Origin of the sequence: Citrobacter sp. Cpo103 (assembly GCF_030332605.1) — a bacterium.
GTDB lineage: Bacteria > Pseudomonadota > Gammaproteobacteria > Enterobacterales > Enterobacteriaceae > Citrobacter > Citrobacter portucalensis.
Map to the genome: position 1 here is coordinate 89,710 of NZ_JAOWHO010000036.1, position 26,258 is coordinate 115,967.

Consider the following 26,258-nt stretch of genomic DNA (forward strand, 5'->3'; position numbering starts at 1 on the left):
TCAATTTGTATCGGAATAGCTCATGACTGAAGCACAAAGACATCAAATATTGCTGGATATGCTGGCGCAGTTGGGCTTTGTTACCGTTGAGAACGTGATTGAGCGTCTGGGGATTTCACCCGCCACAGCACGCCGGGACATCAACAAACTCGATGAAAGCGGCAAACTCAAGAAAGTCCGCAACGGCGCAGAAGCTATTACCCAGCAGCGACCGCGCTGGACGCCAATGAATCTGCACCAGGCACAGAACCACGATGAAAAAGTTCGCATTGCCAAGGCGGCATCCCAGCTTGTGAATGCAGGTGAAAGCGTGGTGATCAACTGCGGATCGACCGCCTTTCTGCTGGGTCGCGAAATGTGCGGCAAGCCGGTGCAGATCATCACTAATTATCTGCCGCTGGCGAACTATCTGATCGACCAGGAGCATGACAGCGTGATCATCATGGGAGGGCAATATAACAAAAGCCAATCCATCACGCTTAGCCCGCAAGGCAGTGAAAATAGCCTGTATGCCGGGCACTGGATGTTCACCAGTGGCAAAGGGTTGACCGCGGACGGACTGTATAAAACGGATATGCTGACCGCGATGGCCGAGCAGAAGATGCTTAACGTGGTGGGCAAACTGGTGGTACTGGTCGATAGCAGTAAAGTCGGTGAACGTGCGGGAATGCTGTTCAGTCGCGCCGACCAAATCGACATGCTGATTACTGGCAAAAATGCAAACCCTGAGATTCTGCAACAGCTTGAAGCTCAGGGCGTGAGCATTATGCGCGTTTAAAGGTGCTGGCGGAAAAACGTCACTGTTGCGGCCAACGCTTCTGGCGTGATGCGATGTCGTACGCCCGCTTCCCACAGGCAGGTCAGATTGTTGTCCAAACCTGCCTGAATCAGCGCTTGCTGTAAGCGGAAGGTTTCAACAGCCGGCACCACATCATCATCCTGTCCATGCCACAGCAGCAACGGCCTGTCAGCGAGGCGTGGTAACTGATGCGTAACATCCCATTCGGCAAGCGGGGCGATAACGGCATCAAATTCCGCCTGCTGCTCTGGGGTCTGAACCAGTAAAGGGGGAAAAAGCGTCTGCGCAAGCCGGGTAAAATAGCCTGAACCCATCAGGCTGGCTACACATTTAACCTCAGGATGGCGCGCCATTATGCCCAATGCTGTCATTCCCCCCATCGACGCCCCACCGACGGCAAGCCGCTCATCTGAAAGCCAATTTTCCGCCTCCAGCGCCGCACGTAACGTCGTAAACTCCTGCATATTTTGCTGCAAAATATGCCAGAAGCGGCGCATTCGCACCCTGGCATCGCTTTTGAAGCGAGCGCCATGGTCGGGCGCATCTGGCATGACGACACGGAACCCGGCCTGAGCCAGCGCAACGGCAAAATAGCTGTAAACCAGGCTTGAAGAGGTAAACCCGTGATAGAAGATAACACAAGGGAGTGAACATTCGCGTTTGCCAGCCGGAACGGCGTGCAGGACAGGTATACCCGCCAACTGTCGTGTTTCAATTTCGATCATTTGTCGCCTCTTTCTTTCTGGTATGCCATGCAGCAATACTTAACGCAAGCGAATGTGTTCGGCAATGATTCATAATGTTGAGAACTGGGTTACGCTTTCGCAACATTTTCATTCGAAAATCGCGTGAGAGATAACAATTCGGGAACATTCCCCTAAAGGGAAATTAATAAGGCACTACACTATGGCTATCAGGAAACGAGATAGAGTTATGCGTCGGTTTGCCTCTTTGTTGTTGGTTATGTTTTTAAGCGCCTGTAGCGTGCTACAGGGAACGCCACAACCCGCACCGCCCGTTGCCGACCACCCGCAGGAGATCCGCCGTGACCAGAGTAATGGGTTACAGCGATTAGGGACGGTTAGCGCGCTGGTAAGAGGCTCTCCGGATGATGCGCTGGCAGAGATCCGTGCCAAAGCCGCCGCGGCTAAAGCTGATTACTACGTGGTTTTATTAGTGGATGAAACTATCGTGACAGGCCAATGGTATTCACAGGCTATTTTGTATCGTAAATAACATTGGTTTGAAATTTAGTCAGCTTTACATTGCTTTGCGCCCCTATGCGTTTACCTGTGCACAATAAACCAACAGCAGGAAGCTTGAGGTTTATTATCGCGATGGAATGCCCTGCCGTGTGTAGGGGTACGAATAATGGAGCTGACGATGAAACAATCACTTGCCTTATCCTCACTGCTGCTTTCTGCCGGACTGGTAGGTACTACGGCGCAGTCTGCCGAATTCGCCAGTGCTGACTGTGTTACTGGCCTGAACGAAATTGGCCAGATATCTGTCAGTAACATTGCAGGAAATCCGCAGGATGTAGAACGTGTTGTCGCGTTAAAAGCGGATGAACAAGGTGCCTCATGGTATCGGATCATTCAAATGTACGAAGATCAGCAGCCCGACAACTGGCGCGTACAGGCCATACTCTATGCTTAACACATTGCCGGATGGCGTAAACTTATCTGAGCTACAGTGAACTGTAGACATGATAAGACGCGAAAGCGTCGCCATCAGGCATATTATTACCGTAATCCCCCAGTTGCCCGCAGAAGCAAATCGTTCAGCACCTGCTCAGACAATCGTAGTCCCCCCCACGTATCAAGCATAATTTGGCACCAGGCCTGCGCCACTGGTGGAGAGGCATAGCGCAACATCTGCGCTCCGCAACCAAGCAGGAAAAGCTGCTGCGTAATCTCCCGCCCCAATGCCTCGCTGGGTTTACGTAAACGCTGCTGGAGCTGACGCACCATTCGATCGTAATGTCGGTCTTGCCCTTTGACTTCCGCAAAGGCTTCACTGAGCATCTCGTATATGCCGGGTTGTTTGGTTAGTACCCGCAATACATCAAGGCACATAATGTTGCCAGAGCCTTCCCAGATACTGTTTACCGGCATTTCACGATACAAACGCGGCAGCTCGCTCTCCTCGCAATAGCCAATCCCACCCAGCACTTCCATCGCTTCTGCCACAAATGGCATACCGCTTTTGCAAACGGAGAATTTCGCCGCTGGCGTGAACAACCTGGCCCACAGCGCTTCTTTAGCATCAGCACGACGGTCCCAGGCCCGCGCCAGTCGAAACAGTAACGCCGTTTGACCTTCCAGTTGGAGCGCCATCCGACCTAACACTTGGCGCATCATCGGTTGTTCAATCAATGGCTTGCCAAAAACTTGCCGCTGGTGAGCATGGTAAATCGCGACGGAAAAAGCACGTCGCATCATACCGTGACTGCCGAGCGCACAGTCAAAACGCGTCATCCCCCCCATTTTCAGGATATGGCGTATACCTTCCCCTTCTTCACCCAATAGCCAGCCAATCGCATCGTGGAATTCAACCTCGCAGCTGGCGTTGGAGCGGTTGCCTAACTTATCTTTCAATCGCTCAAGACGGATAGCATTACGCTGCCCGTCAGGTAAAAATCGCGGCACAAAAAAGCAGGATAATCCTCCCTTAGCCTGGGCCAGCACTAAATGGGCATCGCTTTGCGGCACGGAGAAAAACCACTTATGTCCCACCAGCCGATACGAGCCGTCAGCAAGACGTTCTGCCTGAGTGGTATTGCTCAGCACATCTGAACCACCCTGCTTCTCGGTCATGCCCATGCCGATAAGCAGCCCACGCTTTTGCCCTCCGGGCAGTAAATGCGAGTCATAACGGTCGCTTAGCAGCGGCGTAAGCCAGTCGTGAAAGGGGGCGGGTAACATTTGAAGTAACAGCGGCGTGGCGGCAAAAGTCATGGTCACCGGACACAACGTGCCAGCTTCAACCTGCGCATGCAGTATGAAACGCGCGGCCCGTGCAACAAATGTTCCCTGCCTCGCATCTTCTTCCCAGGCCAGATTATGTACGCGGTTGGCGCACAATCCCTGCATCAGCAAATGCCAGGCAGGATGAAAACGCACATCATCCAGCCGCTGCCCCTGCGGGTCGTAGCGCAACAGTTCAGGTGGAAAAGCATTAGCCAGACGGCCCAGTTCGAGCGACTCGGCAGTCCCTAGCTGCTGACCAATACTGGCGAGAAGATCGCTGTCCCAACCAGCGCCTTCTCGGATAACCGCTTCGCACAGCGCGCCATCGGACAAATATAAGTTACTGTTATTGAGCGGTACAGGTTGGTTAAAAACGGTATGCGTTTGCCAGTGCATTGTGTCTCCCTCCGTCAATGGCCGTCGCTTTAAGTATGGTCAGAACCACATTATTCGCGACGGAGGGAGATCACAAAAGTACGGTTAGCCAGCAATATAATGAGGAATAAAACGAGAAGTATCTTTAGTGATCAAAGTATTATCCTCGCGGATCCCCATACCACAGGCTTCATCATCCACGATCCAGCTACCGATCAACGTGTAGCTGTCGCCAAAGCGCTGTAATGGCTGAAATGCCTGATAGATCATCGGTTCTTCGGCGTAATCACCCTCGGCATGCTCAACGACCTGCTGCTGACCATCAAAAATGGTGACATTTCCCCCTTCACGGGAAAATATCGGTTTGCGTACATAGCTTTCACCAGCCGCAATTTGTGGCGTTTCACCGTCAAACCAGGCAGGCAGCAGGTTGGGATGGTTGGGAAAAAAATGCCACAGCAAAGGCATTAGCCCTTTATTGCTGAGCACACTCTTCCACAACGGCTCAACCCACTGTTCGCGGCGATGGCGCAGCAAAGGGCCATTTTCATCTCGCATCATCCACTCCAGGGGATAGAGCTTAAAGGCGCGACGAATGACGTTATCATCCAGGTCCGTGAGAACACCGCCAACGCCAAGCCCCAGATCTTCGACGTAAATAAACCGTGACTCTTGCCCCGCCTGCTGTGCGCAATCCTGTAAATACAGCACCGTGGTACGATCTTCGTCAGTATCTTCGCAGCAGCAAAAATAGAAGGGCTCCGGGCTATAAAGCTCAGCAAAACGGGAGATTAGCCGCTCCTGAATGGCGTTGTACTGGTCGGCGTCGCGTGTGATCACCCCGCTGCGACGCGCATCTTCCAGCCATAGCCACTGGAAATACGCTGACTCATAAAGCGACGTTGGTGTATCCGCGTTGTACTCCAGCAGCTTGACCGGGGCGTTATTTCCGCACCAGACAAAATCCATGCGGCCGTACAGGGAGGGATCGCGATTGCGCCAGCTTTCGGCAATAACGTCCCAATACAGCGGCGGGATCGCCAGTTGCTGCATAATCTGTTCGTCGTTAACTGCTCGTTCGACGACATCCAGACACATCTGGTGCAGTTCCGCAGTGGGTTTTTCGATCTGCTCTTCCACTTGCCGGAGCGTAAAGCGGTAAGCCCGGCTCTCATCCCAGTAAATCTCGTTATCGATAATATGAAAATCAAAGCCGTGATCGTAGGCGATCCGGTCCAAATCCTGACGAACAGGGACATCATGTCGCAGCATCGTTAACCTCCCCAGTGCCCACGCGCGCTGGACGAACGCCCGTAGCCGCCGCGTGAAACCGTCGAGACTTTCTTCGTCGTATAACTATGGCTGGTTGCAGTATCATGTTTTCCACTACCGGAACGCCAACTGTAATCCCCGGAAGTTGTACGCCAGACCGGGCGCGAAGCATAGGAAGAACCGCCGCTGCTATAAACATATTGTTCGTCGCGATTTTTGCGAATGACGCGGCTGAGTAAAAAACCGGAGAATATCGGCACCCAGCTTTGATCGATGCTGTCGAGATAACAGTCGCCAAACTGTGTCTGACAGCTCTGCTTGCTCATTTGCTTTGGCAGGTTAGAGTAGAACTCTGCTTTCGCATTGTTCCAGCCATCGGCACAAACGGTGGCGCTATTGCCATCGTCAATACATTCACTCACCGCGGAGTAAAAGGTACCATCACCATCGTTATTGCCGTCATCAGCACATCCTTTGAGGACAAAAAATGCCGCTCCGCCCATAATGGCCAGCGTCAGGTATTTTCCACTGTAACGGCTGCGTTTTCTTGCAAAGGGGTTCGCCGGACGCCCAATTCGCGTGATGGCAGAATGCCCTTGCCCCCTGTTTTTGTTTCCGGATTTACGTTTTCTTGCCATGATCGTCCATTACCATGTCATGCAGGCGGCGTTAAAAATACCCCCCGCCAGGGCGGCGGTCCCCATAAATAATCCCGCTGCAGTATTATGATTAATAATTTTTTCACTCAGTGCCGGCATGTATAAACGCACACCGCCGTAAATGACGAGTTGTATCACCAGCGCGATGCCGCCCCAGGCGAAATAATCCGGAATACTGACGGCGTTAATTGCCGCGCTGGATAACGGAATAACGTAGCCCAGCAACGTGCCGCTAAAGGCCAGTGACGCTGCTGTATTATTATTTTTAATCAGTTGCCATTCATTGTGCGGCGTAATTTTTGAGTATATAAACAGAAAAACGATCACCATGGCTGCGCCAATAAAAAAATAGGCGCAAAAAGCCAGCAATGAATCCAGTATGTGCATTGTGTAACCTTCCCTGAAATTAACCAATTACATTAAGTGATGTTAATGGAATATCTACACCCAGCGCCCGCGAGAATACCCATTCAGGCTCTCCCAGCTCATTAAACGATTCTTCACCGTTCAACAGCAGGTATTCCCAGGTATCATCTGTAACCTGTCGCTGATAGCCCATGGTAAAATTATGTACATTCCATATGGCATGCTGATGATTTTCTACTTTTTCCAGCATATAAACCGGCTCAATATTCCCCGGTTCTTCCTCGTTAAAAAAGCGTTGCCAGCGCTCTTCCTGCCAGCTCAGCGTCGGCGTCCCTATTACGGACGGGCTAATGGCAGACTGCCAGTGTTTTTTCTGCGAAATCCCGTAACTTTCCGCATAAACAAAGAATTTGATATCGTCGATATCATCGATGTCTGAGCCGCCCGTGGTATTGATTTGCAGAAACTCTTCTCCGGACGTGTAGTAGCGAAAAATCTGGCTTCCGCCGCCTAAATCAATGTGGCTGGCGGCTGCAACGGTGTACTCCTCACCAGGCAATTCGATCAATAGTGACTCTTCAAGCAGACGAAATGCCAGCGTGTTAAGCGTAAAACCAGCATTCAGATGTAACCCTAACGGCCCGCGAGCTGGCGCAACAGCAGCCTCTTTACCGAATAAGCGCTGGAAAAAACTCATCATGATTTTCCCTTAATGATCTGCCAGCCTTCTTTCGAGGCTGGCGCATTTCACGACGTTTACTCGCCTTGCTGACGCTGCAGTCGTGCCAGTACATCCTGAGCCGAACTTTTATTGCTCGCCCCAATGCCGGCTTCGGCCAGCTTCTCATCCAGGTCACGCCCATCCGCAACCTTTTCCAGCTGCGCAGCGGCATCCAGACGGGCCTGACGCTCAGCCTGTCGCGTTTGCAAACGCTTGAGCGACTCTGCGGCTGTAGACACACTCGAAGACGCGCCTACGGTCGAGGTAGTCACTGCCTGCTGGGCGCGCTGCATCGCTTCCGTCGCCTTTACCACCTCAAGCTGCTGTTCAAACTGTGCAATCCGTTGTGCGGTTGCACTCACCGCTTTTTCAACGCCATCCCGCGACACTTCAAGGTTAGCGAGTACTTGCTCTTCTGCAGCAATGACATTCTCTAAGCGGGCAATTTCTTCTGCAACTTCGTTGATCAGTGACGGGTTAGCGTTTTTACTCAGCGCTTCCAACACTCGTGTTTCCAGACTAGATTTACGCTCACGCAGATCGTTCAACTTGTCATTACTCAGCCTCACGCGCGCCAGCAAGTCTACTCGTGATTTTCCGGCTTTATCCAGCTCACCTTTCGCATCACGGATATGCTGCTCCAGCATGCGGACCCCCTGCGCTTCTTCAATTGACTCTTCCGCCTGAGAAAGTACGGACTTGCCGAGGGTAAACAGGCTTTTTAAAATTCCCATAAATAGCGTTCCTTGTTATTCGTGAGTGTATTCTTCAGTGATTTCAGCCAGATCTAGCGCGTTTTCCGCAAGCGTAGTCATCTCCAGCACTACATCATCCAGTGATGAATTAAGCGAAAGTGCTCCAAATGCGACGTAATATTCATCCTGCTGAACGCGAGAAATCCCCACGGAAGACAGAGGAAGGAGTTTCTGATTACGTAATAAGAAAATATTGAATTCATTTTGCTGATTAATACTGCAGACAGGACAAATAACTGTTTCAATAATTATCTGGCGGGATGTGAATAAAATACCGAGTGATAAATCACCATAATCATTCATTTTGATAATTAATGATTGCTCGTTATATTCAATATCTATATTTAATTCAGGAAGAGTTTGTACTGCTTCAGCAAGCAACTGCGGAGTCCATGCCATATATTATCCATATATAATTTAATTAGAAATAAATGAAATGAATATCATTTTCTACCCTTTATCATACTCGTTTAAAATAAAAAAAAGCCACCCGAATCCGGGTGACTTAGTCTGAAAAATAAGTTTAACCGCGCTGGCGGACGGCTTCAAACAGGCAGATACCCGTCGCAACTGAAACGTTCAATGACGAAACGCTCCCTGCCATCGGGATGCTGATCAGTTCGTCACAGTGTTCGCGGGTCAGACGGCGCATACCTTCACCCTCTGCGCCCATCACCAGCGCCAGACGACCGGTCATTTTGCTCTGATAGAGAGTATGGTCGGCTTCACCTGCGGTTCCGACGATCCAGATATTCTCTTCCTGCAGCATACGCATGGTGCGCGCCAGGTTGGTCACGCGGATCAGCGGTACGCTTTCTGCCGCACCACAGGCCACTTTTTTCGCCGTCGCATTCAACTGTGCGGAACGATCCTTCGGTACGATTACAGCATGTACGCCAGCGGCATCGGCGCTACGCAGGCATGCGCCCAGGTTATGCGGATCGGTGACGCCATCGAGGATCAATAAGAACGGCTGATCGAGCGTAGCAATCAGATCCGGCAGATCGTTTTCCTGATACTGACGGCCCGGCTTCACGCGAGCAATAATTCCCTGATGTACCGCACCCTCGCTTTTCTCATCCAGAAACTGACGGTTAGCCAGTTGAATGACAACACCCTGTGCTTCCAGTGCGTGGATCAGTGGCAGCAGGCGTTTATCTTCACGACCTTTGAGAATAAAGACGTCCTGGAAGCGCTCAGGCGCACGTTCCAGCAGGGCCTGCACCGCATGGATGCCGTAAATCATTTCACTCATGAATGTACTCGTTAATAGTTTATGCGTAACGCCGGGCAACGCGAAGGTTGCCCGACTTACAGTCTATGGCTGTTATTGTGCGACTTTCTTTTTCGCCGCACGTTTAGCTTTAGTGGCGGCAGCAATTTTAAGCGTTTTTGCCGAGGGCTTTTTCGCTTTTTTATCGCCTTTCTTCTCAGCCGCATTCTTTTCCGCCTGAGGTTTGGCTCTGCCTTTCTTCTCGCCGCGGAAAGCGCTGTCCGGCTCGAAATTCACCTTTTTGCCCATCTGACGACGTTTACCGGTATTTTTACCCGCATCGCCTTTTTTGGCTTTTTCGCGGGCGGTTTTACCTTCATTACGCGGCGCACGTTCGCTGGAGATCAAGCTGAAGTCGATCTTACGCTCGTCCATGTTGACTGCTTCCACGCGAACTTCCACTCGATCGCCCAGGCGATACATCTGGCCGCTGGATTCCCCCGTCAGGCGCTGCCCAACCTGGTCGAAACGATAGTAGTCGTTATCCAGAGAGGAGACATGCACCAGACCATCGATAAACAGTTCATCGAGACGGACAAAGAAACCAAATCCGGTCACGCTGGCAATCACGCCTTTGAAGACATTACCCACCTGGTCCAGCATGAAGTCGCACTTCAGCCAGTCAGAGACATCGCGCGTGGCTTCATCAGCACGGCGCTCGGCCATCGAACAGTGCTGACCCAGTTGCAGCATCTCTTCCATCGAATAATGGTAGCCACCGGTTTCCGTGGTGTTGCCCTTATGGCCCTGCTCCTGCGCCAGCAGATACTTAATCGCCCGGTGCAAGGAGAGATCCGGGTAACGACGGATCGGTGAAGTAAAGTGCGCATAAGATTGCAACGCCAGGCCAAAGTGACCACGGTTTTCCGGATCGTAAATCGCCTGCTTCATCGAACGCAGCAACATGGTTTGCAGCATTTCTGCGTCAGGACGGTCAGCAATCGACTCCAGCAGTTCAGCGTAATCACGCGGCTCAGGTTTGTTGCCACCAGGCAGCTCCAGCCCCAGCTCTGCCAGGACGGAACGGAACGAGTTAATCGCTTCGGTCGTCGGCTTATCGTGAATACGGAACAGCGCTGGCTCTTTGGCTTTCTCAACGAATCGTGCCGCGGAGATGTTCGCCATGATCATGCACTCTTCAATCAACTTGTGCGCGTCGTTACGCTGCGTCTGCTCGATACGCTCGATACGGCGTTCAGCATTGAAGATAAACTTCGCTTCTTCACTCTCAAACGAGATACCGCCACGCTCTTCACGGGCTTTATCCAGCACTTTGTAGAGGTTATGCAGCTCTTCAATGTGTTTAACCAGCGGTGCGTACTGCTCACGCAGCTCCTGGTCGCCCTGCAGCATGTGCCAGACCTTAGTGTAGGTCAGACGTGCGTGGGAACTCATGACCGCTTCGTAGAATTTAAAGCCGGTTAAACGGCCTTTCGACGAAATGGTCATTTCACAGACCATACACAACCTGTCCACCTGCGGGTTGAGTGAACACAATCCGTTAGACAGCACTTCCGGCAGCATCGGAACAACCTGCGACGGGAAGTAAACGGATGTGCCACGGCTACGAGCTTCCTGGTCCAGCGGAGTCGGCGGGCGAACGTAATAGCTTACGTCAGCAATCGCCACCCATAAACGCCAACCACCGCCGCGTTTCTTCTCGCAATAAACCGCATCGTCGAAGTCGCGCGCATCTTCGCCATCGATAGTCACCAGCGGCAGATCGCGCAGATCGACACGTCCTACTTTCGCCTCTTCCGGCACTTCTTCTTTCAGTCCGGCGACCTGTTTCTCAACCGCCTGAGGCCAGATATATGGGATTTCATGAGTACGCAGGGCCATATCAACGGCCATGCTGGTTCCCATGTTGTCACCCAGCACTTCAACAATTTTACCCACCGCTTTGGTGCGGCGAGTCGGGCGCTGGGTCAGCTCAACCACGACCACAAAACCCATACGAGCGCCCATTACCTCTTCCGGCGGGATCAGGATATCGAAGCTCAGGCGGCTGTCGTCTGGGACGACAAACCCAACACCAGCATCGGTGAAGTAGCGGCCGACAATCTGGCTGGTTTTCGGCACCAGTACGCGCACAATACGCGCTTCGCGGCGACCTTTACGGTCCGCGCCCAACGGCTGCGCCAGCACCTGATCGCCATGAATGCAGGTTTTCATCTGCTCGCTGGACAGATACAGGTCATCTTTGCGGCCTTCAACGCGCAGAAAGCCGTAGCCATCACGGTGGCCAATAACGGTACCTTTCAGCAGGTCGAGACGCTCCGGCAGCGCATAGCATTGACGACGGGTGAAGACCAGTTGTCCGTCACGCTCCATCGCGCGCAGGCGACGACGCAGCGCTTCTTGCTGCTCTTCACCTTCAATATTGAGTTCAGCGGCCAGCTCATCGCGGTTGGCCGGCTTTTCACGTTTAGTTAAATGTTCGAGGATAAATTCCCGGCTCGGGATAGGATTCGCGTATTTTTCTGCTTCGCGTTCCTGGAAAGGATCTTGTGACATGTCGGTTCCTCCGTCATCATCGCTGCTGGCGGGAGTCGTTACTCCACCAGCAATAATTTATAAAGCGGTTGATTCTTTTCAACCAAATCAGCAAGTGTGTAGTTGTCCAGTTCCGTGAGAAAACTTTGCACTGCTTTAGAAAGCGCCTGTTTGAGTCTACAGGCCGGGGTAATGTGGCAAAACTCGCTGCTACAGTTGACCAACGATAAGGGTTCCAGCTCGCGAACCACATCACCAATACCAATATCCTTAGCGGGTTTACCCAGGCGGATACCGCCATTTTTTCCTCGAATAGCAGTAACAAAGCCCGCCCGGCTAAGTTGATTGATTATTTTGACCATATGATTACGGGACACGCCGTAGACTTCTGTCACCTCAGAAATACTGGTCATACGTCCTTCGGGAAGTGACGCCATGTAGATTAGCGCACGTAATCCGTAATCGGTGAAACTTGTTAACTGCACATCAACCTCAGGAAAAGGGATAAAACGGATAAACCTGGTAGTATTAATTACATTGATGATAAACCAGCCACCAGCCAGGTCGCTAATTTATTTCAGTTCGGGAAGGAAAAAAGCGAGGAACTTACGTGATTTTAAGCCGGATTCTGATGCAAAGCACCTTATCCGGCCTAAATTAGTGCAAGCGCAGCGCCGTTTGACGCTACGCTATAACCAGAATTATGCGTCGAACGGGTCGCGCAGGATCATGGTTTCAGTACGGTCTGGGCCAGTTGAGATAATATCAATCGGCACACCGGTCAGTTCTTCAATACGCTTGATGTAGTTCAGCGCTGCCTGCGGCAGACCGCTACGTTCCTTCACGCCGAAGGTGGATTCAGACCAACCCGGCATGGTTTCGTAAATCGGCTCGATACCTTTCCAGTCGTCAGCTGCCAGCGGAGTAGTCGTTACTTCGCGGCCATCCGGCATACGGTAAGCAACACAGATTTTCACCTCTTTCAAACCGTCCAGTACGTCCAGTTTGGTCAGGCAGAAGCCAGACAGGGAGTTAATCTGTACTGCACGGCGTACAGCAACGGAATCCAGCCAACCGGTACGACGACGACGACCGGTGGTCGCGCCATACTCGTTACCTTGTTTGCACAGGAACTCGCCAACGTCATCAAACAGCTCTGTCGGGAACGGACCCGCACCTACACGAGTAGAGTAAGCTTTGATGATACCCAGAACGTAGTCCACATAACGTGGACCCAGGCCGGAGCCGGTTGCCACGCCACCTGCGGTGGTGTTGGAGGACGTTACGTACGGATAGGTACCGTGGTCGATATCCAGCAGCGTACCCTGCGCACCTTCAAACATGACGAAATCGCCACGCTTACGCGCCTGGTCCAGCAGATCGGAAACATCAACAACCATTGAGGTCAGGATGTCGGCGATAGCCATCACATCATCCAGCACTTTCTGGTAGTCAACTGCTTCAACTTTATAGAAATTCACCAGCTGGAAGTTGTGATATTCCATCACTTCTTTCAGTTTTTCAGCGAAAGTTGCTTTATCAAACAGATCGCCAACACGCAGACCGCGACGAGCTACTTTGTCTTCATAAGCTGGACCGATACCACGACCGGTAGTACCGATCGCTTTCTCGCCACGCGCTTTCTCACGAGCGTTATCCAACGCAACGTGATAATCAAGGATCAGCGGACAAGCTTCAGACAGCAGCAGGCGCTCGCGAACCGGGATACCACGATCTTCCAGTCCTTTCATTTCTTTCATCAGCGCGGACGGAGACAGAACAACACCGTTACCGATGATGCTGATTACGTTTTCGCGAAGAATGCCTGATGGAATAAGATGGAGGACGGTTTTTTCACCGTTGATTACGAGAGTATGGCCTGCGTTGTGACCACCCTGGTAGCGCACAACATATTTAGCCCGTTCAGTCAGAAGATCGACGATCTTCCCTTTACCTTCGTCACCCCATTGGGTGCCCAGTACGACGACGTTGTTACCCATTTTTCAAAATCACCGTTTGCTTAAAAATGGATTCTACCACCGCTTTTTCAGATATACAGCACTTTTTGCATGCGAAAATCCGCAAATTAGTCTACTTATTGATCAGCCAATCGTTTTCCTCAACATGTAGTAGACCACAACGCCCGCAACCACAAGACCGCCACCAAAACGACGCAAAATATTTTCGGGAAGTTGCGCCATTGCGGAGATCATTTTCTTCCATGCGCTGGGATAAAGCATCGGACCCAGCCCTTCCAGCACCAAAACCAGCGCGAGCGCCAGCAAAATTGTTGAATTCATCCATCGCCCTTATATAAAAAGAAAACCACCGCATCCCTGGAGATGCCGGTGGTTTTGCTGCTTTAAAACCGCTGGAACGCGATTAGCGTGTCGCGGTATTTGGTGTCTTCATGTAGCGGAAGAAATCGCTGTCCGGGCTCATGACCATCACGTCCTGATTCCCTTCAAAGCTCTTCTCGTAAGCACGCAGGCTACGGATGAAGGCGTAGAAGTCAGGATCCTGACTGAACGCATCGGCAAACAGCTTAGCGGCTTCTGCATCGCCTTCACCGCGCATAATACGGCCCTGACGCTCAGATTCTGCCAGCGTTTTAGTGACTTCATAGTCAGCCGTTGCACGCAGTTTTTCCGCCTCTTCCTGGCCTTGTGAACGATGGCGACGCGCTACCGCTTCACGCTCAGCGCGCATACGGTTGTAGATAGCCTCGGACACTTCAGCAGGCAGGTTGATTTGCTTAATACGCACGTCAACCACTTCGATGCCCAATGCCGCCATACTGTTCGGATTGATGACCGGTACTTTACCGTTCGTTTCAGCCTGAACACGTTCAGCCGCTTCGGCAATCGCGCTATCTGCTGCCGGAGTCGCCACTTCATCTTCCGTGCCAGCAGAACCGGAGTTCAGCGCGTCACGCACTTCCAGGGTCAGACGACCGCGGGAATCGGTAACGATGTCCTTCACGTCCAGACGACCAATTTCAGAACGCAGACGGTCAGAGAACTTACGTTTCAGCAGGACTTCCGCCTGAGAAACATCGCCACCGCCCGTTGCCAGGTAGTAACGGCTAAAGTCACTGATGCGCCACTTGATGTAGGAGTCAACGATCAGGTCTTTCTTCTCTTTGGTAACAAAGCGATCGGCCTGGTTGTCCATGGTCTGAATACGCGCATCCAGCATCTTCACAGATTCAATAAACGGAATCTTGAAGTGCAGGCCTGGTGCAACAACCAGCGGCTTGTTTTCATCGTCACGCAGAACTTTACCAAAGCGCAGAGTAATACCGCGCTCGCCTTCTTTGACCACAAAGACAGACATGAACAGAACTACCAGAACGATGATGATAATCGCAATAACTGACTTACGCATCGTTATTCCCCCTGACGCTGGTAGTCGTTACGCTGCGCATTCGCGCGGCGTTGGTCCATAATATCGCCCTGACTGGTGGACGAAGTGTTGCTTGCTCCAGTGCTGGAAGTCGTTGCTGGCGGAAGACGCAGCAGGTTTGAACTGCTGTCAGTCTTTGTTGCTGGCGCACTACCACCTTTCAGCATTTGATCCAGCGGCAGAACCATAAGATTGCTACCTTTATCGTTAACCAGGACTTTGCGGGTATTGCTCAGCACTTTTTCCATGGTTTCGATATACAGACGCTCGCGGGTAATTTGCGGTGCGGCTTTATATTCCGGCAGAATTTTTGCGAAGCGAGCCACTTCACCCTGTGCTTCCAGGATGGTCTGAGTCTTATACGCACGTGCTTCTTCCAGAATACGCTGCGCCTGACCGTTTGCACGCGGCTGAACTTCGTTGGTGTACGCTTCCGCTTCACGGATGTACTGCTGTTCGTTTTCACGTGCTGCGATAGCATCGTCAAACGCGGCTTTTACTTCTTCCGGCGGACGTGCAGCCTGGAAGTTGACGTCCAGCAGGGTGATACCCATGTTGTACGGACGGATCGTTTCTTCCAGTTCACGTTGGGTGTCGCTACGAATAACGGTACGCCCTTCGGTCAGGATACGGTCCATGGTGTATTTACCGATAACCCCACGCAGGGCGCTGTCAGTAGCCTGACGCAGACTGTCATCCGCGCTGGTTACGCTAAACAGGTAACGCTGCGGATCGGTCACGCGGTACTGTACGTTCATTTCGACGCGCACGACGTTTTCGTCAGAAGTCAGCATGACGCCGGATGCGGCAAGTTCACGCACGGCTTCAACGTTGACCGGTGTCACTTCGTCGACAAAGGTCGGTTTCCAGTTCAGACCCGGTTCAACCAAATGGCTGAATTTACCGAAGCGTGTCACCACGCCGCGTTCCGCTTCTTTAATGGTATAGAAACCGCTGGCCGCCCAGATAATGACGATAGCGGCCGCTGCGATAGTAAAGACTCGACCGCCCAGTTGCGGACGCGGGCCTTGCGATGAACTACCGCCGCCAGAGCCAGTACCTTTACCGCCACCCAGACCACCGAGCTTTTTACTCAGTTTGCGGAAGATATCGTCCAGATCGGGAGGTCCCTGCTCGCGACCACCTTTGTTTCCATTTCCCTCAGGGTTGCCGCCAGGTTTGCTGCTTCCCCAGGGGTCGCGGTCTTGTCCGTTATTACCGGGCTGATTCCACGCCATTTTTGTGCTCCATATTTGTTATGCGATGCTATACCTGCGTCTTTTGCGCTGCCGTTGCGTTGGCTGCGTCCCTCAACGCCAGTCACATAGTTGACTATGCTCCTGGAGATTTCAGGACTTGCCGCCTTCCTGCCGCACAAAATCCACAAGGTATAGAGGCGAAAAAATCTTCAGGCCATATCCGTCAGATCAGACAACATAGTCTTCCAGTGCCGGTTCTTGTTTACAGAGGCGACGCCAGTCTACGATCGGCATACGAACCTGCAGACCTACGCTGCCGTCCTCCTCCATCCACTCTTTTTCTATTGCCTGAAGTTGATAAAACCGGCTTCTCAAACGCCCTTCCTGCGGCGGCAAACGCAACGTATGCTGCGCCACCTCACCGGAAAGTCGCTCAGTCAAAGCCTGAAAAAGTTGTGGTATACCAATCCCCGTTTGCGCTGATACCCAAACGCGAATGGGTTTATTCTCTTCATCTCTGTCGATACGCGGCTCAAAGTCATCCAACATATCGATTTTATTCATCACCAGCAGAGTCGGGATCTCATGCGCATCGATCTCTTCGAGCACCGTATCGACGGCCTCAATGTTTTCCTGCACACGAAAGTCTGCTGCATCAATAACGTGCAGCAGCAATGTCGCCTGACGTGTTTCCTGCAAGGTGGCCTTAAACGCCGCCACCAGGTCGTGCGGTAAATGACGGATAAACCCAACGGTATCCGCCAGCACTGTCTCACCCACGTCCGCAACGTCTATTCTGCGTAGCGTCGGGTCCAGGGTCGCAAACAGCTGATCCGCTGCGTAGACCTGGGCTTCGGTGATCTGGTTGAACAGGGTGGATTTTCCGGCGTTGGTATATCCCACCAGTGATACGGTTGGGACATCCGCTTTCTTGCGCGACTGTCGCCCCTGCTCACGTTGCTTTTCAACTTTTTCCAGGCGCGACTGTATCTGCAAAATGCGATTACGCAGCAAACGACGGTCGGTTTCGAGCTGGGTTTCACCCGGGCCGCGCAAACCAATCCCGCCCTTTTGCCGTTCAAGGTGAGTCCAGCCACGGACCAGACGCGTAGCCATATGGCGCAACTGCGCCAGCTCAACCTGCAACTTACCCTCATGGGTTCGCGCACGCTGGGCAAAAATATCTAAAATGAGACCAGTCCTGTCGATAACAAGACACTGGCACAACTGTTCCAGGTTACGTTCCTGGGCAGGGCTTAGAGCATGATCAAAAATCACCACCGCAGCGCCAGTCGCTTTTACGGCTTCGGCAATTTCGATTGCCTTACCTTCACCAACAAAATACTTCGGGTGCGGTGCTTTACGGCTCCCGGTAATCACCTGCATTGCTTCGACACCGGCGGAAGAAACCAGAGATTCAAACTCCTGGAGGTCTTCCATATCTTTGTCTTGCGAAAAATAGATGTGTACCAGTACCGCCTGCTCACCGGCATCATAACGGTCAAACAAGCGTCAACCCCTTAATATAAATCAACGGGGAACGCAGGATCGCTGGCTCCCCGTATGTAAAACAGCTAATAACCTTATTCGGTTTCTTCGCTGTCCTGTTGCGCAGATGAACCTTGCGCGTTGCTACCGTGATGGTAGTTGCTGCCTGTGCCGCCGGTGGCATTATTGCTGTGATGAGAAACCGGACGAGACGGGACAACAGTAGAAATCGCGTGCTTATAAACCATCTGGCTGACCGTGTTTTTCAACAGGATCACGAACTGATCAAAAGACTCGATTTGACCTTGCAGCTTAATACCATTCACCAAATAAATAGAAACTGGAACACGTTCCCGACGCAGTGCGTTCAGGAACGGATCTTGTAAAGATTGCCCCTTAGCCATTCTCTCTTTTCCTTATATGCTTATTTGTACTTTGAACCTTTCGATTCTGAAAAATTGCGCACGATACGTTTCAATTGTACACATTCAGTTCGCGATAGCACCAACAACCTGTAATACTTCGTTTCGCGCCTGGTCAGGCTTTTCACTGTCAAGCCAGTGCACCCCTTCCCAACCACGCAACCAGGTTACCTGTCGCTTCGCCAACTGCCTCGTGGCGCAAACACCTCTATAAACCATTTCATCGTATGAAATTTCACCTTCAATGTATGACCACATCTGGCGATACCCTACACAACGAATGGAAGGCAAATCCGTATGCAAATCTCCACGGGCAAAAAGCGCCCGGACTTCTGCTTCAAAACCTGAAGCTAACATCTGATGAAAACGCTGCTCAATTCGCTGATGGAGCAGTTCACGGCTCGCCGGGGCGATTGCAAACTGATGCACCTGATACGGCAAAGCATCTCCTGACGTTTGCGTCAGCTCCGTTAAAGTTTTACCCGAAATGAAAAAAACTTCCAGTGCCCGGGAAAGTCTTTGCGGATCATTTGGATGAATACGCGCCGCAGCCACGGGATCGATGTCCTGAAGCTGTCGGTGTAACGCGTCCCAACCCTGCTCTGCCGCCTGCTGCTCAATTCTGGCCCTGACCTCCGGGTCCGCCGACGGTAACGGCGACAGTCCTTCAAGCAAGGCTTTGAAATATAACATTGTGCCGCCCACCAGCAACGGGATACGGCCCGCGGCGGTGATGTCGGCCATCTCGGCTAACGCATCGCGACGAAAATCCGCTGCGGAGTACGCCTGCGATGGATCGCGGATATCCAGCAATCGGTGCGGTGCGGCCTGTAATTCATCTGCATCAGGCTTGGCTGTACCGATATCCATCCCCTTGTAAATAAGGGCGGAATCAACGCTTATCAACTCTATGGGCAAAACTTTACGCAATTCAATTGCTAATGCCGTTTTACCGGAGGCCGTTGGCCCCATCAAAAAAATCGCCTTTGGCAGGCTCGCCTTACGGGTATCACTCATGTTTCAGGGCATTCATTACCGAATGTAAATCAACAGGTTGTAACAGACCACCCGGCGGTGCCTTCACGAGTTGTGGGCAGAGCCGCTCAACATCCGCTAACAGCGTAATCGCCTGTGCCATGCTCCACTGTGGATGCTCGCTCATCAGGTTACGTGCGATCCACTGTGCAATATTGCCCGGCTCGAATACGGATTGCTGCGCCAGGTAGCCTATCAGTTCAGGAATCAAGATTTGTAAATTTTGTTGGCGTAAGGGTAAAGGCACAGCCCGGATGGTCACATGCTGCGCATCCAGCTGAAATTCAATGCCCAACTCAGCCAGTTGGCTCTGTCCTTTTTGCAGTGCCGCTTTTTCATCGGCGGTCACTTTTAGACGTAAAGGGATCAATAACGGTTGAGCACAAACCGCTCCCTGACCCGGCGTTAACTGCGCCTGACGCAGCCAACGCTCAGCCACCGGTAATGCCAGCAACTGAATATGACCATCGCATTCGAGTAACGCGCAGTCTGCACCAACAATCGTTAGCACCCGGCCAAAGCCCTGACTGCTGCCAGTCAGAGGCGTCGATAGCGTTTCAGAGACCGGCGTTTTCCGCGTTGGAGCCGGCGTCTGCATCAGTTGCTGATAGATTTCGCCCTGCTGCTTTTGGTATCCGGGTTGAGCATGAGGCCAACTGGCTCCCGCCTGACGGCCACCGCCACTACTACTGCCACCGCTACTGCCACTTCCAGCACCAGCGGATGCTGAGTACCGCGGTGTCGCAGGTTCACGCGCGGGAGCAGGCTCGGCAAAATGGTTGCGTCCAGCAGCAACACGGTTTTCCGGGATGTGCCTTGGGGCGGGTTCGTCGTCATCAGCCAACGGCAGCGGCGTTTCAAGCTGCTGTTGCAGGACACTCAACACGCCCTGGTAAATAAAATCGTGCACCAGGCGGGATTGATGGAAACGGACCTCATGTTTAGCTGGGTGTACGTTGACATCCACCTGATGCGGATCGATTTCCAGATACAGCACAAATGCGGGCTGTTGATCGGCTCCCAGCTTATCTTCACAAGCCTGGCGGATAGCATGGTTGATCAGCCGGTCACGCATCATCCGACCATTCACATAGCAGTACTGGATTTCTGCCAGTGCTGCCGTTGTGTGGTTAGGATCGGCCACCCAGCCACGCAATGTTAAATCGCCATGCTGCCATTCGATCGCCAGCGCATGCTCCAGAAATGGCGTGCCGCAAATCGCGCCCAGCCGGCGCTCTTTCTGCCCATCCGCGGCCACTGCCCGGTACTGTCGCACCACTTTGCCGTTGTGCGATAAATTTATCGTCACATCAAAACGTGCCAGCGCAATGCGGCGAATAATCTCGTCGATATGATTAAATTCGGTTTTCTCGGTGCGCATAAATTTGCGCCGCGCCGGGGTGTTGTAGAACAGATCTAGCACCTCCAGCGTGGTTCCCACCGGATGCGCAGCGGGTTTAACTGTGACATCCATGTCACGCCCTTCGGCATACGCCTGCCAGGCTTCGGGTTGTTCTTGCGTACGCGACGTCAGGGTTAAGCGAGACACGGAGCTGATACTGGCCAGCGCTTCACCGCGAAATCCGAGGCTCACGATGGCTTCAAGATCGTCAAGCGAGGCTATTTTACTGGTGGCATGACGCGCCAACGCCAACGCCAGCTCGTCTTTTTTAATCCCACAGCCGTTGTCACGAATACGGATAAGCTTCGCGCCGCCGCGTTCAATATCGATATCAATGCGCGTCGCACCGGCATCAATGCTGTTTTCCACCAGCTCTTTCACCACTGACGCAGGCCGCTCTACCACCTCGCCTGCGGCAATCTGGTTCGCCAGCTGTGGCGGTAGAACCTGAATCGGCATGGCTAATCCTTAATTTGTTAACGTGTTACCCGGCGATATGGCGCTGGCGGTTTGCGCCGGTGCGCCCTGCGGCCCGGTTTGCATCGGGTGCGCCTGGAAATAGTTACGCAATCCTTTGTAAATCGCCTCAGCCAGCTGCTGCTGGTAATCACCGCTCGCCAGCAGACGTTCTTCGCTGTTGTTACTGATAAAGCCGGTTTCAACCAGCACTGACGGGATATCAGGCGAACGCAGTACGCCGAGGCTAGCGTGTTCCGGGCGACGCTTATGCATCGAACCAATACGTTCTAACTGGCCGATCATGCTGGTCGCCACATCATACCCGACGCGCTGCGAATGACCGAACTGCAGATCCAGTACAGCCTGGCTGAGATAAGGATCGGACTGGCTGTTTGCCAGCACATCGCCCGCGCCGCCCAACAGCTCCGATTGCTTCTCGTGCTGTTCCAACCAGCCGGCCATCTCACTGTTCGCCCGACGGTTTGACAGCACCCAAACGGAAGCACCTGTGGCATCACGGTTTGGTGCGGCATCCGCGTGAATAGAAACCAGGAAATTGGCGTTTTGTTTACGCGCGACGTCTGAACGCCCCATCACCGAGATAAAGTAATCACCATCACGAGTGAGGACGCCTTTAAACATCGGGTCATCATTGAGCAAACTGCGCAGCTTGCGCGCCACGGCAATCGTGACGTTTTTCTCACGCGTGCCGCCAGGACCAATAGCGCCAGGATCCTGTCCACCGTGTCCGGCATCAATGGCAATCACCACTTTATCGCCGTTGCTGGAACTGGCGCGCGCCGCAGGGCGCGTAGAGGTATTGCTGTTAGTCACAGCCGTAGTGCGATCGTTTTCCGCTTTAAATGGATTGCGCGCTGGCTCGACAGGACGTGGGGCAACAATCGGCGCTTCAACACGCTTTGCAACCACGGGAGGTGGAGGCGGCGGCGGTGGCGCATCAGCGTTGATGGTAAACACGACGGTATAATTGCCGCCGTTCTGGCGTTTTACTGCTTCGGCTTTACCGTTCTCGGTTAAATCCACCACCAGGCGCAGAGACTGCGCATCTTTTGGCGTGCCGGAACGGATAGATTTCACCAGATTATTGCCGCTAAACAGCAGCGGTAATCCCTGAATCACTCCGGTTTGTTTAATATCCAGCGCGACGGTTCGTTTCCCGTCCTGCGAAACGGCATATTCAGGATCGCCAATAAAGCTCAGCGTAATCCGCGCCTGTTGATCGCCATTAGATACCTGAAGATCGGAGAGGCTGGCGGCCCCTGCCTGCGCGCACAGCAGGACCAGGGTTGCCATCAGCCAGTTTCTGATGCGATAAATCATCCCGCCACCCTTAAGGTTAATCGGCTAAACGCGCCAGCAATAAATCACCCGATGAGGAGACTGCGCTTACGCGCGCCTCTCGACCTTGCGCCTGATATTCAATGTGTATTTCGACGTCCGGGTCTGGCAGTACACCTTTACCTTGTTGCGGCCATTCCACCAGGCAGATGGCATCATTGGCAAAATAATCGCGGATCCCCATAAATTCCAGCTCCTCTGGGTCCGCAAGTCGGTATAAATCGAAGTGATATACCATCATGTTATCGAGTGAATAGGGTTCAACCAGCGTGTAGGTGGGGCTTTTTACATTACCTTTATGACCTAATGCCTGCAGAAATCCCCGGCTGAAGGTGGTTTTACCCGCCCCCAGGTCGCCGTACAAATATATAACCGTCGCGCCGTCACAGGCTTTGGCTACCCGCAGTCCCAGGTCTAAAGTCGCCTGCTCATCAGGTAGTGGAATTACTCGATTCATCATGATAAACGTCAATCACATCAGGGTTAACAATACGCTGTAGCGTGGTAAAGAGATCTGTCGCCAGCATGCCGCGCGTACCAAAACGCGCCGCCAGCACATCCGCCGCCGCTCCGTGCGCAACACATCCCGCACATGCTGCATCATACGGGGTAAGCTTCTGTCCGAGCAATGCGCCAATAATACCGGAAAGTACATCCCCCATTCCGCCGCTGGCCATCCCGGCATTGCCGGTATCAATAATACCCAACTCCGCCTGTTCAGCAGCAACAACCGTACCCGCGCCTTTCAGCACCACCACGCCTCCGTACCGTTTTACCAGACGTTGTGCACAAAGTAAGCGATCGTCTTCAATTTCTGCAATGGAACAACCCAGCAGTCGCGCGGCTTCACCTGGATGCGGCGTGATCACGCGATTGTGACGTTTATCGGGGTTGATTGCCAGCAGGTTCAGCGCATCCGCATCCCAAAGCATCGGTTTGCGAAAATTCTCCACTTTTTGCAGCGCTTTTTTGCCCCACTCCTGCTGACCAAGCCCGGGGCCTATCACCACTACATCCGCCCACGCCAGGCTCTCTTCCAGCGTCTGCGGCGTCAGCGTATCGACCATCAGTTCCGGTCTGGCTGTCAAAATAGGCGCAATGTTTTCACTGCGCGTCAGCACTTTGACCAGCCCGGCGCCTGCACGCAGCGCGGCTTCCCCGGCCATGCGTATTGCGCCTGCCGTTCCGTGGTCACCGCCGATAATCACCAGCCGACCGTGGGAGCCCTTGTGCGAGGTGGGTCGACGCGGTGTTAGCCAGTGTGCAATCTGTTGAGCATCAAAACGTTGTATTGGCGCATTCTGCCCCGCCAGCCAGTCGTCCAGCCCAAGTGCGTTAACATGCAGACGCCCGGTGACATCGCGCGCTTTACCGGTGAGCAGGCCCGGCTTGAGTGCAATAAAGGTAATGGTATGCGCTGCGTTGATGACCGCGCCCGGCGTCGCTCCCGTCTGCGCTAGCAGGCCGGAGGGAATATCTATCGCCACGGTGGGGGCTGGGTGAGAATTGGCACGTTCAATCAATACCGAGAGAGACTCACGCGGCGCATGTTTTAAGCCAGTGCCTGACAGCGCATCAATAATGACGTCCACGTTATTTGGCCAATTGATATCCGCCGCGTGAATGACGCCACCAGCGTTAAGCCAGGCATCACGCGCCTGCTGCGCCTCCTCGGGGAGCGGTTTGTCACTTTCCTGCGCCAGCAACGTAACTTCAAGACCCAGCGCTTTGGCAAGTCTTGCTACTACGTAACCATCGCCGCCGTTGTTGCCATGACCACATAGCACCAGCCAGTGCCGGGCGTTCGGATAAGCCTCACGAGTGATCTGAAACGCCGCCTCTCCCGCCCGTTGCATCAGTTCGTAAAGCGTCAGCCCAGAACTGTCTGCCGCCTCTCGCTCCATCCGCCTGATGTCATCGGCGTGCCAGATGGAGTGTGGTATACTTGCGGGGTTTTTCTTCATTGTATGGTCCGTCATGTCAGAGCCCCTCGATCTCAATCAGTTAGCGCAAAATATTAAGCAGTGGGGGCTGGAGCTTGGCTTTCAGCAGGTCGGTATTGCCGATACCGACCTCAGCGAAGCGGAGCCCAAACTTCAGGCCTGGCTGGACAAACAATACCACGGCGAGATGGACTGGATGGCCCGTCACGGCATGATGCGCGCCCGACCTCACGAATTATTGCCCGGTACGCTACGTGTCATCAGCGTACGTATGAACTATCTTCCTGCCAATGCGGCCTTCGCCAGCACGTTGAAGAACCCTTCGCTGGGTTACGTCAGCCGTTACGCGCTTGGCCGCGACTACCATAAGCTGCTACGTAACCGCTTAAAAAAGCTGGGGGAGATGATTCAACAGCACTGCGTTTCGCTGAATTTTAGACCTTTTGTCGATTCTGCGCCCATTCTTGAGCGTCCGTTAGCGGAAAAAGCCGGGCTTGGCTGGACAGGTAAGCACTCACTTATCCTCAATCGCGAAGCCGGTTCATTTTTCTTCCTCGGGGAATTACTGATCGATTTACCCTTACCGGTCGACCAACCAGCAGAAGAAGGATGCGGGAAATGCGTCGCCTGCATGACCATCTGTCCCACCGGGGCCATCGTTGAACCCTACACGGTGGATGCGCGCCGCTGTATCTCTTATCTCACTATCGAACTGGAAGGCGCGATCCCGGAAGAATTTCGTCCCTTGATGGGGAATCGAATTTACGGCTGCGATGATTGCCAGCTTATTTGCCCGTGGAACCGCTATTCACAGTTGACGACAGAGGATGACTTCAACCCGCGCAAGCAGCTTCATGCTCCGGAGTTAATAGAGCTGTTTAGCTGGAGCGAAGCGTGGTTTTTAAAAGTCACGGAGGGGTCTGCCATTCGTCGTATTGGCCACCTGCGCTGGTTGCGAAATATCGCCGTTGCGTTGGGTAATGCTCCCTGGGATGAAGCCATTCTTCACGCACTGGAAAGTCGCAGAGGTGAGCACCCACTTCTCGACGAACATATAGAGTGGGCGGTTGCTCAACAAATCGAGAAGCGAAATGCCTGCGTAGTTGAGGTGCAGTTACCGAAGAAACAACGTTTGGTCAGGGTCATTGAAAAGGGTCTGCCGCGCGACGCTTAAGTCATCCACAGCTTGTGTATAAAAATAAAAACACATTGATATTCAAGAGGGAAAAAATCGTCAAGTGATCGCATTAACAATTTGAAATGATAATTAAACCAGTAATTTCAAATAGTTAAAATGATACTATTCACCCGGCGAAGTTTTTTGCATTCCAGGAATAATACCCGAACCTGTGGATAAGTCTGTTTACAAGAGTATGTCAATGACGAAACAAAACGTCCCAAACGTGATTATTCGTTGTGGATATTTTTATTGGGGTAAGAATTTGGAGCGGGAAACGAGACTCGAACTCGCGACCCCGACCTTGGCAAGGTCGTGCTCTACCAACTGAGCTATTCCCGCTTGGGTGTGTCTGTGCTTAACAAGCACTTTCAAATTTTGGAGCGGGAAACGAGACTCGAACTCGCGACCCCGACCTTGGCAAGGTCGTGCTCTACCAACTGAGCTATTCCCGCATAATCTTCGTCTTTCGAACCGCTACTGCGTTGGCTGCCTTCATTCGCCTGAGTCACTTACTTCAGTAAGCTCCAAAGGACTCATTCAGTTGCCGCCTTGTCGCAATTCGAAATCCTGCGATTGGTGGTCTGTGCTTTACAAGCATTTTCAAATTTTGGAGCGGGAAACGAGACTCGAACTCGCGACCCCGACCTTGGCAAGGTCGTGCTCTACCAACTGAGCTAT

Annotated in this window: 26 protein-coding genes and 2 tRNA genes; 4 read left to right on the top strand and 24 right to left on the bottom strand. The window is 52.7% G+C overall.

Features of this window, described 5'->3' with window-relative positions; translation table 11 throughout:
• Positions 1-22 precede the first annotated feature (22 nt).
• Positions 23-778: an HTH-type transcriptional regulator UlaR gene (gene ulaR / locus OGX89_RS23420; protein ID WP_003025646.1), complete on the top strand. Its 756-nt coding sequence runs from the start codon at positions 23-25 to the stop codon at positions 776-778.
• On the opposite strand, the gene yjfP is transcribed toward ulaR, so the two are convergent.
• Positions 775-1,524, bottom strand: a complete 750-nt coding sequence (gene yjfP / locus OGX89_RS23425) for an esterase (protein WP_063941654.1) — start codon at positions 1,522-1,524, stop codon at positions 775-777. The genes ulaR and yjfP overlap by 4 nt on opposite strands.
• A gap of 181 nt (positions 1,525-1,705) precedes the next feature.
• Between yjfP and bsmA the strand changes: the two genes are divergently transcribed.
• Together bsmA and yjfN are read left to right on the top strand one after the other, a co-directional pair.
• The gene (bsmA, locus tag OGX89_RS23430; protein WP_057066585.1) at positions 1,706-2,035 is read left to right on the top strand and encodes a biofilm peroxide resistance protein BsmA; all 330 of its coding nucleotides are present in this window, start codon (positions 1,706-1,708) and stop codon (positions 2,033-2,035) included.
• 147 nt (positions 2,036-2,182) lie between these two features.
• Positions 2,183-2,458, top strand: coding sequence for a DUF1471 family protease activator YjfN (gene yjfN, locus OGX89_RS23435; protein WP_003830465.1), 276 nt, complete (start codon positions 2,183-2,185; stop codon positions 2,456-2,458).
• An 86-nt stretch (positions 2,459-2,544) separates the two neighbouring features.
• On the opposite strand, the gene OGX89_RS23440 is transcribed toward yjfN, so the two are convergent.
• From OGX89_RS23440 to nnr, 21 genes are all read right to left on the bottom strand, one after another.
• Positions 2,545-4,167 (bottom strand): isovaleryl-CoA dehydrogenase, encoded by a 1,623-nt coding sequence (locus OGX89_RS23440; protein ID WP_286561235.1) that lies wholly within the window; start codon positions 4,165-4,167, stop codon positions 2,545-2,547.
• A gap of 84 nt (positions 4,168-4,251) precedes the next feature.
• Positions 4,252-5,418, bottom strand: a complete 1,167-nt coding sequence (locus OGX89_RS23445; protein ID WP_126957064.1) for a glutathionylspermidine synthase family protein — start codon at positions 5,416-5,418, stop codon at positions 4,252-4,254.
• Positions 5,419-5,420: 2 nt separating this feature from the next.
• Positions 5,421-6,056: a DUF1190 domain-containing protein gene (locus OGX89_RS23450; protein ID WP_003830472.1), complete on the bottom strand. Its 636-nt coding sequence runs from the start codon at positions 6,054-6,056 to the stop codon at positions 5,421-5,423.
• Positions 6,057-6,065: 9 nt separating this feature from the next.
• A complete protein-coding gene (locus OGX89_RS23455; protein WP_003830474.1) occupies positions 6,066-6,464 on the bottom strand; it encodes a DUF350 domain-containing protein in 399 nt (132 codons plus the stop codon).
• A gap of 19 nt (positions 6,465-6,483) precedes the next feature.
• Positions 6,484-7,143: a YjfK family protein gene (locus tag OGX89_RS23460; protein ID WP_003830476.1), complete on the bottom strand. Its 660-nt coding sequence runs from the start codon at positions 7,141-7,143 to the stop codon at positions 6,484-6,486.
• Positions 7,144-7,199: 56 nt separating this feature from the next.
• The gene (locus tag OGX89_RS23465; protein WP_126957062.1) at positions 7,200-7,898 is read right to left on the bottom strand and encodes a PspA/IM30 family protein; all 699 of its coding nucleotides are present in this window, start codon (positions 7,896-7,898) and stop codon (positions 7,200-7,202) included.
• Positions 7,899-7,913: 15 nt separating this feature from the next.
• The gene (locus tag OGX89_RS23470) at positions 7,914-8,318 is read right to left on the bottom strand and encodes a YjfI family protein (RefSeq protein ID WP_003830480.1); all 405 of its coding nucleotides are present in this window, start codon (positions 8,316-8,318) and stop codon (positions 7,914-7,916) included.
• Positions 8,319-8,442: 124 nt separating this feature from the next.
• A complete protein-coding gene (rlmB, locus tag OGX89_RS23475) occupies positions 8,443-9,174 on the bottom strand; it encodes a 23S rRNA (guanosine(2251)-2'-O)-methyltransferase RlmB (RefSeq protein ID WP_126319449.1) in 732 nt (243 codons plus the stop codon).
• 72 nt (positions 9,175-9,246) lie between these two features.
• Positions 9,247-11,709, bottom strand: a complete 2,463-nt coding sequence (gene rnr / locus OGX89_RS23480; protein ID WP_126319451.1) for a ribonuclease R — start codon at positions 11,707-11,709, stop codon at positions 9,247-9,249.
• Between the two features lie 38 nt (positions 11,710-11,747).
• Complete coding sequence (nsrR, locus tag OGX89_RS23485; RefSeq protein ID WP_003830485.1) at positions 11,748-12,173, bottom strand: nitric oxide-sensing transcriptional repressor NsrR; 426 nt, start codon at positions 12,171-12,173, stop codon at positions 11,748-11,750.
• A 216-nt stretch (positions 12,174-12,389) separates the two neighbouring features.
• Positions 12,390-13,688 (bottom strand): adenylosuccinate synthase, encoded by a 1,299-nt coding sequence (purA, locus tag OGX89_RS23490; protein WP_003025606.1) that lies wholly within the window; start codon positions 13,686-13,688, stop codon positions 12,390-12,392.
• Between the two features lie 102 nt (positions 13,689-13,790).
• A complete protein-coding gene (locus tag OGX89_RS23495; protein ID WP_003025602.1) occupies positions 13,791-13,988 on the bottom strand; it encodes a DUF2065 domain-containing protein in 198 nt (65 codons plus the stop codon).
• Positions 13,989-14,070: 82 nt separating this feature from the next.
• Entirely contained in the window at positions 14,071-15,075 is a 1,005-nt protein-coding gene (gene hflC, locus OGX89_RS23500) for a protease modulator HflC (protein WP_003830491.1), read from the bottom strand.
• A gap of 2 nt (positions 15,076-15,077) precedes the next feature.
• On the bottom strand, positions 15,078-16,331 hold the full coding sequence (gene hflK / locus OGX89_RS23505) for an FtsH protease activity modulator HflK (protein WP_063941660.1): 1,254 nt from the start codon (positions 16,329-16,331) through the stop codon (positions 15,078-15,080).
• Between the two features lie 189 nt (positions 16,332-16,520).
• Positions 16,521-17,801, bottom strand: a complete 1,281-nt coding sequence (hflX, locus tag OGX89_RS23510) for a ribosome rescue GTPase HflX (RefSeq protein ID WP_003830495.1) — start codon at positions 17,799-17,801, stop codon at positions 16,521-16,523.
• Between the two features lie 74 nt (positions 17,802-17,875).
• Complete coding sequence (gene hfq / locus OGX89_RS23515; protein ID WP_003025584.1) at positions 17,876-18,184, bottom strand: RNA chaperone Hfq; 309 nt, start codon at positions 18,182-18,184, stop codon at positions 17,876-17,878.
• 84 nt (positions 18,185-18,268) lie between these two features.
• The gene (miaA, locus tag OGX89_RS23520) at positions 18,269-19,219 is read right to left on the bottom strand and encodes a tRNA (adenosine(37)-N6)-dimethylallyltransferase MiaA (RefSeq protein WP_003839486.1); all 951 of its coding nucleotides are present in this window, start codon (positions 19,217-19,219) and stop codon (positions 18,269-18,271) included.
• Positions 19,212-21,098, bottom strand: coding sequence for a DNA mismatch repair endonuclease MutL (mutL, locus tag OGX89_RS23525; RefSeq protein ID WP_126957060.1), 1,887 nt, complete (start codon positions 21,096-21,098; stop codon positions 19,212-19,214). Before mutL ends, miaA begins: the two co-directional genes overlap by 8 nt.
• Before the next feature lie 9 nt (positions 21,099-21,107).
• Complete coding sequence (amiB, locus tag OGX89_RS23530) at positions 21,108-22,439, bottom strand: N-acetylmuramoyl-L-alanine amidase AmiB (RefSeq protein ID WP_126957058.1); 1,332 nt, start codon at positions 22,437-22,439, stop codon at positions 21,108-21,110.
• Between the two features lie 16 nt (positions 22,440-22,455).
• Positions 22,456-22,917 (bottom strand): tRNA (adenosine(37)-N6)-threonylcarbamoyltransferase complex ATPase subunit type 1 TsaE, encoded by a 462-nt coding sequence (gene tsaE / locus OGX89_RS23535; protein WP_003830502.1) that lies wholly within the window; start codon positions 22,915-22,917, stop codon positions 22,456-22,458.
• Positions 22,889-24,436, bottom strand: coding sequence for a bifunctional ADP-dependent NAD(P)H-hydrate dehydratase/NAD(P)H-hydrate epimerase (gene nnr / locus OGX89_RS23540; RefSeq protein ID WP_279892802.1), 1,548 nt, complete (start codon positions 24,434-24,436; stop codon positions 22,889-22,891). The genes tsaE and nnr overlap by 29 nt, the downstream gene beginning before the upstream one ends.
• Between nnr and queG the strand changes: the two genes are divergently transcribed.
• A complete protein-coding gene (queG, locus tag OGX89_RS23545) occupies positions 24,435-25,574 on the top strand; it encodes a tRNA epoxyqueuosine(34) reductase QueG (protein WP_063941662.1) in 1,140 nt (379 codons plus the stop codon). The two genes, nnr and queG, sit on opposite strands and share 2 nt — an antisense overlap.
• A gap of 269 nt (positions 25,575-25,843) precedes the next feature.
• Here queG and OGX89_RS23550 read toward each other — a convergent pair.
• Together OGX89_RS23550 and OGX89_RS23555 are read right to left on the bottom strand one after the other, a co-directional pair.
• Positions 25,844-25,919 (bottom strand) — tRNA-Gly (locus tag OGX89_RS23550).
• A 37-nt stretch (positions 25,920-25,956) separates the two neighbouring features.
• Positions 25,957-26,032 (bottom strand) — tRNA-Gly (locus tag OGX89_RS23555).
• Positions 26,033-26,258: the final 226 nt, after the last annotated feature.

Bases quoted from the DNA above. Each gene is read 5' to 3' on its own strand.
- rlmB (WP_126319449.1), bottom strand. From the start codon at position 9,174: ATGAGTGAAATGATTTACGGCATCCATGCGGTGCAGGCCCTGCTGGAA.
- hflC (WP_003830491.1), bottom strand. From the start codon at position 15,075: ATGCGTAAGTCAGTTATTGCGATTATCATCATCGTTCTGGTAGTTCTG.
- hfq (WP_003025584.1), bottom strand. From the start codon at position 18,184: ATGGCTAAGGGGCAATCTTTACAAGATCCGTTCCTGAACGCACTGCGT.
- tsaE (WP_003830502.1), bottom strand. From the start codon at position 22,917: ATGATGAATCGAGTAATTCCACTACCTGATGAGCAGGCGACTTTAGAC.
- rnr (WP_126319451.1), bottom strand. From the start codon at position 11,709: ATGTCACAAGATCCTTTCCAGGAACGCGAAGCAGAAAAATACGCGAAT.
- hflK (WP_063941660.1), bottom strand. From the start codon at position 16,331: ATGGCGTGGAATCAGCCCGGTAATAACGGACAAGACCGCGACCCCTGG.
- bsmA (WP_057066585.1), top strand. From the start codon at position 1,706: ATGGCTATCAGGAAACGAGATAGAGTTATGCGTCGGTTTGCCTCTTTG.
- queG (WP_063941662.1), top strand. From the start codon at position 24,435: ATGTCAGAGCCCCTCGATCTCAATCAGTTAGCGCAAAATATTAAGCAG.
- nnr (WP_279892802.1), bottom strand. From the start codon at position 24,436: ATGACGGACCATACAATGAAGAAAAACCCCGCAAGTATACCACACTCC.
- OGX89_RS23440 (WP_286561235.1), bottom strand. From the start codon at position 4,167: ATGCACTGGCAAACGCATACCGTTTTTAACCAACCTGTACCGCTCAAT.
- miaA (WP_003839486.1), bottom strand. From the start codon at position 19,219: ATGAGTGATACCCGTAAGGCGAGCCTGCCAAAGGCGATTTTTTTGATG.
- OGX89_RS23460 (WP_003830476.1), bottom strand. From the start codon at position 7,143: ATGATGAGTTTTTTCCAGCGCTTATTCGGTAAAGAGGCTGCTGTTGCG.
- ulaR (WP_003025646.1), top strand. From the start codon at position 23: ATGACTGAAGCACAAAGACATCAAATATTGCTGGATATGCTGGCGCAG.
- purA (WP_003025606.1), bottom strand. From the start codon at position 13,688: ATGGGTAACAACGTCGTCGTACTGGGCACCCAATGGGGTGACGAAGGT.
- OGX89_RS23445 (WP_126957064.1), bottom strand. From the start codon at position 5,418: ATGCTGCGACATGATGTCCCTGTTCGTCAGGATTTGGACCGGATCGCC.
- OGX89_RS23465 (WP_126957062.1), bottom strand. From the start codon at position 7,898: ATGGGAATTTTAAAAAGCCTGTTTACCCTCGGCAAGTCCGTACTTTCT.
- OGX89_RS23495 (WP_003025602.1), bottom strand. From the start codon at position 13,988: ATGAATTCAACAATTTTGCTGGCGCTCGCGCTGGTTTTGGTGCTGGAA.
- OGX89_RS23455 (WP_003830474.1), bottom strand. From the start codon at position 6,464: ATGCACATACTGGATTCATTGCTGGCTTTTTGCGCCTATTTTTTTATT.
- amiB (WP_126957058.1), bottom strand. From the start codon at position 22,439: ATGATTTATCGCATCAGAAACTGGCTGATGGCAACCCTGGTCCTGCTG.
- OGX89_RS23450 (WP_003830472.1), bottom strand. From the start codon at position 6,056: ATGGCAAGAAAACGTAAATCCGGAAACAAAAACAGGGGGCAAGGGCAT.
- OGX89_RS23470 (WP_003830480.1), bottom strand. From the start codon at position 8,318: ATGGCATGGACTCCGCAGTTGCTTGCTGAAGCAGTACAAACTCTTCCT.
- yjfN (WP_003830465.1), top strand. From the start codon at position 2,183: ATGAAACAATCACTTGCCTTATCCTCACTGCTGCTTTCTGCCGGACTG.
- mutL (WP_126957060.1), bottom strand. From the start codon at position 21,098: ATGCCGATTCAGGTTCTACCGCCACAGCTGGCGAACCAGATTGCCGCA.
- yjfP (WP_063941654.1), bottom strand. From the start codon at position 1,524: ATGATCGAAATTGAAACACGACAGTTGGCGGGTATACCTGTCCTGCAC.